Below are 11,599 nucleotides of genomic sequence, written 5' to 3'. Positions count from 1 at the left end.
CACCGCCTGACGGGCTTGATGGTGCGAACTCTTGCGGAAGATTGAGGGGGGCGCCTAGGTCCCGAGACGGTCTTGAGACCTACGAAAGAGCGAGCTTGTGGCTATCGAGCCACACGTGCGCAAGTGGGCGTCACTGCGAGCTCATTATCTGCGAAGCTGAATTCACACGACTTCTGCTTTTGTCCCGATCGACGGACATCGCGACAGGCCGTGACTGTGTCCGTTGGTGCCGGCAACGAAGCGACAACGCGTTCAACCCGGCAGCGGGCATCCTGTTTGCCTCAACCATCGAATACGATGACGCCACGAATATTCCGGCCTGCGTCGAGGTCGGCATAGCCGCGGTTGATTTCATCGAGGCGATAGCTGCGGGTGATCAGTTCGCGAAGCTTCAATGAACCCTTGCGGTAGAGGGCCAGAAGTTCGGGGATTTGCAGGCGCGGGCTGGAAAAACCGTAGACCGCGCCCATGATCGCCTTTTGCGTGACGAACAGTTCGAGCGGAGGAATCCCGATTTCAGTCACGGTGTCGGGCGTCAGCGCGGTGACCACGACGTTGCCGCCTTTTGCGGTGGCCCGGAAGGCCGGCAACAGGGTCGAGGCCGGATCGATGCAGACAAAGGAATGGTTGACGCCGATCCCGTCGGTCAACTCGTGGACGGCACGGATCAGTTCCGGACCTTGCGCGCAAATGCCATGGGTCGCGCCGAACTCCCGCGCCCAATCGAGTTTGGCCGGCACGATATCCGCCGCAATGATTTTGGCGGCGCCGCACAGGCGCGCTCCCTGCACCACGTTCATGCCGTCGCCGCCGCAGCCGACCACAAGCACGCTTTCACCGCGCTGAACCCGCGCGCGCTGGCGCGCGGCGCCGACACCGGCCGGCACGCCACAGGCCACCAGGCTGGCGAGATCGAACGGGATATCCTTGTCGATGACAATGACGCTGGCCTGATCGACCACGGTGCGATCGGCAAAGGCGCCGATCATGCAAAAGGCACCGACGTCGGCGCCGCTGTAGTCGCGCCGGCGATAGCTGCCATCGAGCTGCGGGCCCTGCGTGATCCGCGCACCCTCGGCGCAGAGATGATGCAGACCGAGCCCGCACCAGTGGCATTTGCCGCACGCCGGGATGAAGGTGAGAATCACATGATCCCCTCGCTTGATGCCGCCGACCGCGCTGCCGGTTGCTTCGACCACGCCGGCGGCCTCGTGGCCCAGCACCATCGGCTGCATGGCGACGCGCCGTTCGCCCCGCATCACATGATAGTCGGTACGGCACAGCCCGACCGCGGCGATACGCACCAGCACCTCGGTAGGCCCCGGAGGATCCAGCGTGATGCGTTCGACCGAGACCGGCGCGCCAACCTGACGAAAAACGGCTGCAAGCGATTCCATGAGTCATGATGCATCACCCGGGCCACGCCGGGCAAGGCAAGGCTTGGCAAGACAAGGCTTGGCAAGACAAGGCTTGGCAAGGCTCGTCGGCAAACCGCCGGATCGTCAGACCCTGATCATGCCGCCAACTGCGCCACAAACATCTGTTCCCAATCCGTCTCGCTCATCCTGAACTCGGCATCCCCGGACGTGGCGGCGGAAGTTTCGAACCGGTCACCGCATTTGCCGCAGCACCAGAGATTGACCACAAGCCGTTCACTGACGAATTCCGACCAATCGGGAATGAACAGCATCTCACCACATCTGACGCAGCGCGTTCCATGGTCCGTACTACTCATCGATGGCATCATCGCCATGTTAGCCTCCCTGAATGGCTCTTGTATCCGCTTCGAGAGCGGAGAGCTTGCAGGCTCGCAGTCGATCCGCCGACGCCACGATTAGCTTTGATCTGGGTCAAAACCCAAACATTCTTTTAACGTCAGGTATCTCGCACTGCCGTGCATTCATTCCAGCAGCAATGCGGGGGACCGTGGCCCTCGACCAAGGGAGACGGAAATGAGCGTCGCGCCTTCTGACTGCATTACAGAGCGGCATCTGCTGCTGTTCGGCACCATCGTTCACTGGTTTGCCCGCTATGAGGTGCTGATGCAGCGGATCATGGCAACGGTGACCGGATCGCATCTGGCCGATGTCATGCTGCTGACCAAAACGCTCACGCCGGACCAGAAGCGCATTGCCTTGCTCGACCTGCTGCGTCACCGGGCAATTCCGCTCGATCGATTTGATGCCGTCTACAAATATCTGACCATTCCGGAGACGTTCAGTTTGCTGTTGAGCGATATCGAGCATTCCGTATGGGTAGCCGGCAAATCATCGCATTCAATTCAACCCGACTGGATTCTGAGACCGAGGCCGACCATCAAGCCGCTGCACAGCGGAGAGGATGGACGATCCGAGGGGTTTCTGGAGGACTATGAGGACAAGGTCGAATACTCCCTGGAACAGTTGCGTGAGACCGCCGCGACCTTGAGCGAGAATTATCAGGGCTTCGCCGCCTATTGCCGCTCCGTCGGACTTTTGGCGGAGAACGACGCGAAAGTCGGCTAGGCGAGTCCGCCTTGCGGACCCGGCCCTGGCGAGGCGCCGCAGCGCGGACGGTTTTCAGGCGCGCGACCTGAAGCCGATGCGCCGCTTGACGCCACGATCGCCGAAGATTATTATTCTCTCGAATTTTAATTCGCATTCCGAATTTTCTGTCTGGACCCGCCAAGCCGATGCCGCTGTCGTCCCGCAAAAAATCGAATAAATATTCGCATTCCGAACTTCGGCATGGAGGCCGTGCGATGGCGGATCGGCCGGCACGCAAGAAGCGCAAGGCTGGAAAGGCTGGTTCCGCGGATTCCCAAAAGAACACGGTGCAGTCCCTGGCCAAGGGATTCCGGGTTCTGGAGGCCTTCACCGCGCAGGAGCCCGAATTGACCATGGCCGAGGTGGCGCGCCGCGCGGACATGGACAATGCCACGGCGTTTCGCCTGCTCAACACGCTGGTGGAGACCGGCTACGTCCATCGCGTCCCGGATACCAAAAAGTTTCGGCTGGGGCTGAAGGTGCTCGATCTCGGCTTCAATGCGATCGCGCGCTCGGATCTGCGGACCCACGCCCGGCCGATCCTGCGCAGCCTGGTCGGCGAGATCAACGAGGCCGCGTCGATCGGCGTGCTTGATGGGGCCGATGTGATCTATGTCGAACGCATTCAGGCCGGGCTTGCGCGGCTCGGCGTCGACATCCGGATCGGCAACCGGGTTCCCGCCTATTCCACCGCGATCGGCCACGCCATTCTGGCCGGGCTGTCGCAGCCGACGCAGATTTCCATTCTGCAGTCGCAGCCGCGCAAGCAACTGACGGCGACGACGCCGACCGGCCTCGATGAATTGCTGGCGCGGCTCGAGCAGGTCAAACAACGCGGCTACGCGGTGTCCGATCAGGAAACGGTTTCCGGGCTTTATGTGCTGGCCGCGCCGATCTTCGATACCGACGGCATCCCGCTCGCCGGATTGAGCATTGCGGCGCCCGCGTTCCAGACCAATTTGCGGGATTTCGAGGCCGCCGGCGCACGCGCGGTGGTGCAGGCGGCGCAGGCACTGTCGCGCGCGCTGCAGAGCGGCGGCGGATTCACGCACCAGAGATCAACGAGCTAGCAACAGGAGACGACTTTGTCAGGCTTCGACTTCAATGGAATCATTCCCGCCATCGCGGTGCCGTTCAATCAGGATTACAGCATCGATGAGCCTGAGCTGCGGCGCTTCGCGCAATGGCTCGCGGGCCAGCCCGGCGTCGTGGCGCTGATGACCAACGGCCACACCGGCGAGGTGTTTTCGCTGACGCCGCGCGAGCGCGCCGAAGTGACGCGGATCACCGCAAAAGCCGTTGACGGCAAGTGTCCGGTGATTTCGTCGGTGGTCTGCGAGGGCATCAAGGACGCCGTCGAGCAGGCCAAATGGGCCAAGGACGCGGGTGCCAGCGGCCTCGACATCATGCCGCCGCATCATTGGCTGCGGTTCGGCTTCATGCCCGAACATTGCCTCGACTACTTCAATGCGATCGGCGAGGCGACGCAGCTGCCGCTGATCGTTCACATCTACCCGGCCTGGACCCGCGGCTCCTACTCGTCGGCGCTGCTGGCCCAACTGGCCAGGCTGAAGCATGTCGCGGCCTTCAAGATGGGCGAGCGCGAAATGAACAAATACGCCCGTGACATCCAGGAAATTCGCGCCGCCGATGCCAGCAAGGCGTTGTTGACCTGCCACGACGAATATCTGCTGGCGTCGATGGTGCAAGGCATCGACGGCGCCCTCGTCGGTTTCGCGTCGCTGATTCCGGGGCTGATCTACGATCTGCTCAAGGCGGTCAAAGCCGGAAACCTGACCGAGGCGATGCGGATTCAGGCGTTGATCACGCCGCTCAAGGATGCCGTCTATGGCGGCGGCGAGCCGACCGGCGAAGCGCATGGACGCATGAAGGCCGCGATGGCGCTGGCCGGCATTTTCCGCGACGGCACGGTGCGTCCGCCAACCCATGCGCCGGGCCCGAGAGAACTCGAAATCATCAAAGCCGCATTGCAGCAGGCGGGCTTGCTGAAGCGCGCGGCGGCTTGAACCGCGAACTCAACCGCGTCCTTCCAGCATGCAAGGCGGTATCATGAACGCCAATGACCAGAGATCGATGGCGCAACCGCGGCACAGCGCCGGTTGCGCCGTCGTCACCGGCGCCGCCTCCGGCATCGGACAAGCGATCGCCTCGCGCCTGCTGGCCGACGGCTGGCGCGTCATCGGTCTCGACATCATGGGTCTCGACAAAGCGCACGCCGAGCCGTCGTCGGCGCGGTTTCGCAGCATCGCGCTCGACCTCACCGACTTTGGCCGGCTGGCGGCGGCGCTGGCTGAACTCGACGGGATCACCGCCGTGGTCCACGCCGCCGGTTTCATGCGCACAGCGTTGCTGGGTGCGCTGACACCGGAGGATGGCGCGGCGATGTGGCGGCTGCACGTCGACGCCGCCGCCTTCATCGCCAATGCCCTGCTGCCGCGGATGAGCGAAGGCGGTCGCATGGTGTTGATCGGCAGCCGCACCGCTTCGGGTGCCGCCGGTCGCAGTCAATACGCCGCGACCAAGGCAGCACTTCTCGGCATGGCGCGCTCCTGGGCGGCCGAACTCGCGCCGAAAGGCATCACGGTCAATGTCATAGCACCCGGTGCCACGGAAACCCCGATGCTGATGGACCCGGCGCGTGCCGATACCCCGCCGAAGAAGCCGCCGATCGGTCGTTTTATCCGCCCCGATGAGGTGGCGGCGCTCACCGCATTTTTGCTCAGCCCCGACGCAGCCGCCATTACCGGCCAGCAGATCGTGGTCTGCGGCGGCGGTTCACTCTGAAGAAAAAACGGGGCCGCCAACGGCTCCAGCTAAATCTGCGGGAGAGACACTGGGATGCAGTCGTTCAATGTTGCCGACACCGCTGTCATCATCGCCGCGATTGTCGCCTATATCGCGTTCACGTCGTGGCTGACCGTCAAATTGCGCAGCAAGACCTCCGCGGAATTTCTGGTGGGCGGCCGCACTGTGCCGGCGATTGTGGTGGGCGTCCTCCTGATGTCCGAATTCATCGGCGCCAAATCCACCGTCGGCGTGGCGCAGGCCGCGTTCGAGTCCGGCGTCGCGGCGGCCTGGGCGGTGCTGAGCGCAGCGATCGCCTTTCCGCTGTTTGGTTTCTTCCTGGCGAAGAAATTATACAGTTCGGGCGAATACACCATTTCCGGCGTGATCGCGCAACGTTTCGGCCGCTCCACCGAACTCGTGGTCTCGCTGATCATGATCTACGCGCTGCTGATGGTGAATGTCGGCAATTATGTCAGCGGCGCGGCTTCGCTCGCGGCCATTCTCAAGGTCAATCTGCCGACGGCGGCGTTCATTATCGCCGTTGTCAGCACGTTCTACTTTGCCCTTGGCGGGTTCAAGAGCGTGGCCTACGTGTCCATGGTTCATTGCACGGTCAAATATATCGGCGTGTTCGTGGTGCTGGGCGCCGCACTCTATTTGACAAAAGGCATCGCGCCGATCGAGGCGACGCTGCCGCCGTTCTATTTCACATGGGACGGCCATATCGGCCCCTCCACCATCGTGGCCTTCTTCATCGGCAATGCCGGCGCGATCTTTTCGACCCAATTCATCATCCAGGCGGTCGCCTCGACCAAAAGCCCGAACGCGGCGCGCAATTCGACCTATATCGCGGGCGCCTTGAGCATTCCCATCAGCATTGCGCTCGGTCTGATCGGCGTGGCGGCGAGGTATCTTTATCCCGACATGAACAGCCTGTTCGCGCTGCCGGTGTTTATCCAGAGCATGAATGTGTGGTGGGCCGCCTTCGTATCGGTTTCGCTGGTGGCTTCGATCTTCGTTGGCGTCAGCACGGTAGCGCTGGCGATTTCCTCGCTGATCGTCAGGGATTTCTATGCGCCCTACTTCAAGCCCACCCCGGAACGCGAATTTCGAGCCGCCCGCGTGATGTCGTTGTTCATCGGCTTTATTCCGCTGATCTTCGTGTTCTTCGCCCCGGGCCTGCTGCATCTGTCCTTCTTCACGCGCGCGCTGCGGCTGTCGATCTCGATCGTCGCCGTGATCGGCTTCTACCTGCCGTTCTTCAGCAGCAACCGCGGCGCGACGCTGGGCTTGCTGGGCGCCGCCATCACCACCACCGCATGGTATCTGGCGGGCGATCCCTTTGGCATCGACAACATGTACGTGGCGCTGGTCACGCCTCCCATCATCATTTTCCTGGAATGGCTGTTCCATTGGGACAAGGGTGTGCCGAGGACCGCGACCTCGGCGGCCTAGACTCGGGCACGCGACGGCCGGACCGGGTGCGGGCCACCGCCGGTGATTTCACCTACATGAACGATTTTTAACGCGCCAACGCGGCGCGGAACGATATGCTGCCAGCGAAGTCAGTCTTTCGCGAATTTCGAAGGTGCAGAGAAGCTTGCCGCGCAAGGCCCTTGCACTGGCGTTTGCTCGGTCGGCTAAATCTCATGAATACTGGATCAGGCCATGTCGGAGTGGTTCGCTGAAGTTGATCCCGACGACATAACACTGCTTGTTTCGGCCATCGCGTGTCTCGCCGGCAGCGCGACGGCGCTGCTGCTGTACTATTTCTATCGCTAACAGGCCGCAGCAAGGATCGCAGGAGGGACGACCTCGATGAGACTCATGACAGCGGCGATGTTCGTACTGGCCTTGATGATGGCTCCGGCTTCGGCCCAGATGGGCGGCGGCAAACGCAATCATGGCGGCGACGACAAGAAAACCGACTCCAAGCCGAAGGTTGACGACAAGGCCTACAAGGCTGCCCTGGAGCGCATCCCGGAGCCCAAGGAGAAATATGATCCCTGGGGCATTGCGCGACCGAAGCCGGCGGCGAAGCCGAATTAGCGGACGGCTTCACCGCAATCGCACCGGCCATGCGATCTGGATTTGCAAACGGACCCTCAACGGCCGAACCTGACGCGGTAGTCCTGCGGCGTGGCGGCGAGCACGCGCAGAAAGCTGCGCCGCATGGTTTCCTCAGAACCAAAGCCGCAGCGCTGCGAGATCCGCTTCACCGGCAGGCGTGACTCCGACAACAGCCGCCGCGCCTGCTCGACCCTGAGCCGCTCGACGGCGCGCCCCGGCGTCAAGCCGGTCGCCTCCAGATAGTGCCGGCTGAAACTGCGTTCGCTCATCCCGGCCTGTCGCGCCAGCACCGGAAGCGAAATGTCGCCGGCCAGATGCGCGTTGATCCAGTCATGCAGCGCGCCGAACTGGTCTTCGGCCGATTGCAGCGACAGCGCCGCTGAGAACTGCGCCTGCCCGCCGGGACGCTTGAGGAAGACCACCAGATAGCGCGCCACTGCCAAGGCCACGGTTCGACCGAGATCCTCTTCCACCAGCGCGAGCGCCAGATCGATCCCTGATGTGACGCCGGCCGAGGTCCAGACCGTGCCGTCGCGCACGAAGATCGGATCGGTTTCGACGTGCACGGCGGGGAAACGCCGGGCGAGATCCTTGCAGACCGACCAGTGAGTGGCCGCGCGTCTGCCATCCAGCACATGCGATTCCGCCAGCAGGAACGCGCCCGTACAGACCGAAGCGACGCGGCGCGCGCGCGCCGCCCGACGCCGCACCCAATCGACGATTTCCGGATCCGACAAGGCCGCCTCGACGCCCGGCCCGCCGGCGACGATCAGCGTATCCAGCGCGGCGCTGCTGCGTGGCAGCGGCGCGGTCGCGATCCCCAATCCTGAGGAAGTCGTCGCCCCCTGCCCGCCTTTCGCCACCACCCGCAGCTGATAGGGCGCGGTTCCCCCCGCCTCCGCGACCAGATCGTTGGCGGATGCGAATACCTGAAGCGGCCCCGTGACATCGAGCAGCTGCACCCCGGGATAGGCGAGCAGCTCGACGACGCGCACGGCGCCGGTCCGACCAGTTGGCGTAGAACGAGGGGGCTTTGGCATTTCCGCCACACCCTGACTTGTTAGGCTGGACTTGTCCATTCACGACCTCAGGAGTTCCCCATGATCCCGCATGACACTCACCTGCAAATCGGTTCGCTGTTGTTCGAAGGCGTCGACCAGATCGACCTCACCGGCCCGTTCGAGGTGCTGTCGCGCCTGCCGAACGCGACCTATCGCATCTACGGCAAATCGACTGAGCCGGTTCGCGACCTCAAGGGACTACGATTAACACCCGATGCGGCGATCGCCGACGCCCCTCAACTCGATGTCCTCCATGTGCCCGGCGGTTTTGGGCAGGAAGCGCTGATGGAAGACGCGCAGGTGCTGGGCTGGATCGCCAGCCAGGCCGCCCACGCGCGCAGCATATTCTCGGTGTGCACCGGCGCTCTGCTGTGCGGCGCGGCAGGGCTGTTGAAAGGACGGCGGGCAACGACGCACTGGGCGTCGTTTCATCTGCTGCCCTTGTTCGGCGCCATCCCCGTCAACCAGCGCGTCGTCATGGACGGCAACTGGGTGTTTGCCGCCGGCGTCACCGCCGGAATCGACGGCGCCTTGCGGCTTGCGGCCGAGTTGCGCGGCGAGGATACCGCCAAGGCGATCCAGCTCTATATGGCGTATGCGCCGGAACCTCCGTTCGACAGCGGCACGCCCGAGACCGCGCCGGCGGCGATCCTGGCGCAAGTGCGCCAGTCCGCCGCCGGCATCACCGCACAGCGCGAGGCGACCGCGCGGCGCGTGGCGGCACGGCTCGGCATCGCCGTTCCCGCGCCGGCGGCGGAATAGACCTTGACGCAGAACAGAAACAGGCTTGGCGTAAAACGAGGGGCATTTGGCAATCCCGCCACCACCTTTCGTCCTAGATTGCCTGCAGTGAGCGAACGCAAGGCGGAGCCGGAAAGCACGGCCGCCTGCAACACGCATCACGAAAACCAGACACGTCAGCGGCGATAGCCTCGGGGAGCGCGATCACTCCGCTGCGTTTCGATCACGACAAATCAGGGATCATGACATGACCACCAATGACACGACCAAAGTGACGTTTACCAAGACCGCGCCGCCGCAATGGCTGCTCGATATGTGGAAGGAAATCGACGACAAGACCTTCGGCAAGGGGTTTGACTGTTTCGCCGAGGATGCGATCTGCAATCTCGGCGTCGCCGATTGGCACGGACGCGAAACCATCCGCAACAATCTGCGCGCGTTCATCGACAAGGGATTTACCGCGCTTCACGATGTCGTCGAATACTGGGACAGCCCCGCTCTCAAGGTGTTTCGCGGCACCGTCACCATGACGTTCGACGATCCGAAGCTGCCGCAGGTCAAGCCCACGATGACGCATTTCTTCTACATGGACGGAGCAAATCCGGCCAAGGTCAAGCACTGGTACGGATCGGTGGGCCCCACGGGCTTTTAAGCGACTGCAAGACAAGTGCCGGGGCCGGTTAACGGCCCCGGCATGCGTTATTCAGGCACCTGACTTGTTTGAGCCCGCTATGGCTTCGGTTCCAGCAGGCACTCGATCTGGATTGGCGCATCCGCCGCACTCGACATGCGGCGGCGGGAAACGTCGATCGTGCGATAGCCTTCCTTGGCGCAGGAAATCGTGACGTTCTCGACCACGGTTTCCTTGCCGAAGCTCGGAAGCTTGAACTGGCCTTCGGCATTGGTGTTGACCAGCATCTTGCGCGCGCCGAGTTCGGCCTTCACCTGCACGTTTTTAATGGACTTCAGACTCCCCGCCTCCTTGGCCTCGCCGAAGAAGGACGGGCCGGCGTCGAATTCATCGCGCTCGGACAATGATTCTCCCGCGTGAGAGTCAAGCGACCAAGCGACGATCGCCGCCAAAGCGACGAGGACCACGAACGGAATTTTGGAATTCCATCGCACCATCTCGGTTCCATTCCTTTGGAGCTTGCCTTTGGAGCTTGCGATTTCCAGTTCACAGCTCAGCGTATGAAGAAGCTGCGAAACAGATAGACGAAGACGACCACGACCACGATCGGAACCACCCACCCGAGCCAGTACTGCGTGGACCCGCGGCGCGCCAGCGGCCAGCTTAGCAAGCTCACGGCGGTCGCACCAAGTGCCGAAGTGACGAGCCAGCCATACCAGTACATGGGTGGTCCGTTCCTGGCCGGCTGGGCCAGCCACTCCCACTCTCCGATTTTCGGATGATAGGTGAACAAGGCCCAGTTGTATTGCACCGCCAGCACGTAAATCACGGCAAAGGCCGCAGCAAAGATTGGAAACACTTTTCCCATGCTCATAGCCCGAACAAGCCCCGGATGTTGGTGAGGATGTGACCGACCAGGAAGCTGTACCAGACGATGGCACACAGAATCAGCGTCACGGCGATGCGAGCGGTCTTGCCACCGGCTTCCGGTGGCCGGCGCCACAACAGCCAATAGAGCGGCAGCATCCCGAGGCCGACCGCAATGAACTGTTCCTTGAGCTCGAACGAACCGGTCGCCGCCATCAATCGCGCGTTTTCGAGAAACGTCCGCACCCCGACCCGGTAGGTGGGATAGATGATGCCGCCAAGCGTCGCGGTGGCCAGATACAGCACGATGTTGGCATTGGTGTAGACCGAGCCGGTAACCGCACGATACGAGCGGACAATCCCGATCTTCTTTCGCGAGGGCCACACCACCGATATCGCCTGATGGGTGATGCCGCCCAGCAGCACGACCGCGAGAAGCAAGTGTACAATCAGCAGAACATTTATCATTTTTCCCCCACGCTCTCCGGCGGTTGCCCCAGAAACCACATACCGGCAGCAAGATGCAAGGGGCCGCGATCAAGAGGTGACGAGATTAGAATAAATCTGCGATGGCAATGGAGCCGCTTCTCTCCCGCCCCGCATGTGAGCGGCGGCGAACCCAACGTCTACGACGATTTGATTCAAACCATCGCGCTCTAGCGATTGCTCCCGGGATCGCGTTCCGAAAACGGACCCGCCGCATAGACGATCCTGCCGCCCACCATGGTCAGCAGCGAGCGGATTTGGGCGATGCGAGCTACCGGAACGCTGAAATAGTCCTCGCTGAGAACCGCGAGGTCGGCGAGCATGTCAGGCATCAGCCGGCCGCGCCGGCCGTCGTCATGGGCAAACCAGGCGCTGCCTTCGGTATAAAGGCGAAGCGCCGCTTCGCGGCT

At 62.6% G+C, this 11,599-nt stretch carries 15 protein-coding genes; 8 read left to right on the top strand and 7 right to left on the bottom strand.

Annotated features, from left to right (window positions below; genetic code table 11):
- Positions 1–281: 281 nt before the first annotated feature.
- Together ABR948_RS22640 and ABR948_RS22635 are read right to left on the bottom strand one after the other, a co-directional pair.
- Positions 282–1,397 carry a Zn-dependent alcohol dehydrogenase gene (locus ABR948_RS22640; RefSeq protein ID WP_428122306.1) on the bottom strand — a complete coding sequence of 372 codons (1,116 nt, stop codon included), beginning with the start codon at positions 1,395–1,397 and terminating at the stop codon, positions 282–284.
- Between the two features lie 116 nt (positions 1,398–1,513).
- Positions 1,514–1,753, bottom strand: coding sequence for a hypothetical protein (locus tag ABR948_RS22635; RefSeq protein ID WP_428122304.1), 240 nt, complete (start codon positions 1,751–1,753; stop codon positions 1,514–1,516).
- A gap of 199 nt (positions 1,754–1,952) precedes the next feature.
- Here ABR948_RS22635 and ABR948_RS22630 point away from each other — a divergent pair, with 199 nt between their 5' ends.
- The 6 genes from ABR948_RS22630 (at position 1,953) to ABR948_RS22605 (ending at position 7,382) form a co-directional block, all read left to right on the top strand.
- The gene (locus tag ABR948_RS22630; RefSeq protein WP_428122301.1) at positions 1,953–2,504 is read left to right on the top strand and encodes a hypothetical protein; all 552 of its coding nucleotides are present in this window, start codon (positions 1,953–1,955) and stop codon (positions 2,502–2,504) included.
- A gap of 236 nt (positions 2,505–2,740) precedes the next feature.
- Entirely contained in the window at positions 2,741–3,595 is an 855-nt protein-coding gene (locus ABR948_RS22625) for an IclR family transcriptional regulator (protein ID WP_428122299.1), read from the top strand.
- Positions 3,596–3,610: 15 nt separating this feature from the next.
- On the top strand, positions 3,611–4,552 hold the full coding sequence (locus ABR948_RS22620; protein WP_428122297.1) for a dihydrodipicolinate synthase family protein: 942 nt from the start codon (positions 3,611–3,613) through the stop codon (positions 4,550–4,552).
- Positions 4,553–4,595: 43 nt separating this feature from the next.
- Positions 4,596–5,330, top strand: coding sequence for an SDR family NAD(P)-dependent oxidoreductase (locus tag ABR948_RS22615; protein ID WP_428122294.1), 735 nt, complete (start codon positions 4,596–4,598; stop codon positions 5,328–5,330).
- A 54-nt stretch (positions 5,331–5,384) separates the two neighbouring features.
- Positions 5,385–6,788: a sodium:solute symporter family protein gene (locus ABR948_RS22610; protein WP_428122292.1), complete on the top strand. Its 1,404-nt coding sequence runs from the start codon at positions 5,385–5,387 to the stop codon at positions 6,786–6,788.
- A 363-nt stretch (positions 6,789–7,151) separates the two neighbouring features.
- Complete coding sequence (locus ABR948_RS22605; RefSeq protein WP_428122290.1) at positions 7,152–7,382, top strand: hypothetical protein; 231 nt, start codon at positions 7,152–7,154, stop codon at positions 7,380–7,382.
- 56 nt (positions 7,383–7,438) lie between these two features.
- On the opposite strand, the gene ABR948_RS22600 is transcribed toward ABR948_RS22605, so the two are convergent.
- Entirely contained in the window at positions 7,439–8,443 is a 1,005-nt protein-coding gene (locus tag ABR948_RS22600) for a GlxA family transcriptional regulator (RefSeq protein WP_428122288.1), read from the bottom strand.
- 60 nt (positions 8,444–8,503) lie between these two features.
- On the opposite strand from ABR948_RS22600, the gene ABR948_RS22595 reads away from it, so the two are divergent.
- Positions 8,504–9,226: a DJ-1/PfpI family protein gene (locus ABR948_RS22595; RefSeq protein ID WP_428122285.1), complete on the top strand. Its 723-nt coding sequence runs from the start codon at positions 8,504–8,506 to the stop codon at positions 9,224–9,226.
- Between the two features lie 226 nt (positions 9,227–9,452).
- On the top strand, positions 9,453–9,857 hold the full coding sequence (locus tag ABR948_RS22590) for a nuclear transport factor 2 family protein (RefSeq protein ID WP_428122283.1): 405 nt from the start codon (positions 9,453–9,455) through the stop codon (positions 9,855–9,857).
- 77 nt (positions 9,858–9,934) lie between these two features.
- Here the strand turns inward: ABR948_RS22590 and ABR948_RS22585 are convergent, their stop codons facing one another.
- The 4 genes from ABR948_RS22585 to ABR948_RS22570 form a co-directional block, all read right to left on the bottom strand.
- Positions 9,935–10,240: a hypothetical protein gene (locus ABR948_RS22585; protein ID WP_428122281.1), complete on the bottom strand. Its 306-nt coding sequence runs from the start codon at positions 10,238–10,240 to the stop codon at positions 9,935–9,937.
- A 149-nt stretch (positions 10,241–10,389) separates the two neighbouring features.
- The gene (locus ABR948_RS22580) at positions 10,390–10,704 is read right to left on the bottom strand and encodes a hypothetical protein (RefSeq protein WP_428122279.1); all 315 of its coding nucleotides are present in this window, start codon (positions 10,702–10,704) and stop codon (positions 10,390–10,392) included.
- Positions 10,705–10,706: 2 nt separating this feature from the next.
- Positions 10,707–11,171, bottom strand: coding sequence for a hypothetical protein (locus ABR948_RS22575; RefSeq protein WP_428122276.1), 465 nt, complete (start codon positions 11,169–11,171; stop codon positions 10,707–10,709).
- Positions 11,172–11,359: 188 nt separating this feature from the next.
- Positions 11,360–11,599, bottom strand: a 240-nt coding sequence (locus ABR948_RS22570; RefSeq protein ID WP_428122273.1) for an amidohydrolase family protein, incomplete at its 5' end; no start/stop codon positions are given.

Source organism: Bradyrhizobium sp. (assembly GCF_050014615.1).
Classification (GTDB): domain Bacteria; phylum Pseudomonadota; class Alphaproteobacteria; order Rhizobiales; family Xanthobacteraceae; genus Bradyrhizobium.
Note: the sequence above shows the minus strand (reverse complement) of the source record. Positions and strands in the feature narration are given on the sequence as shown.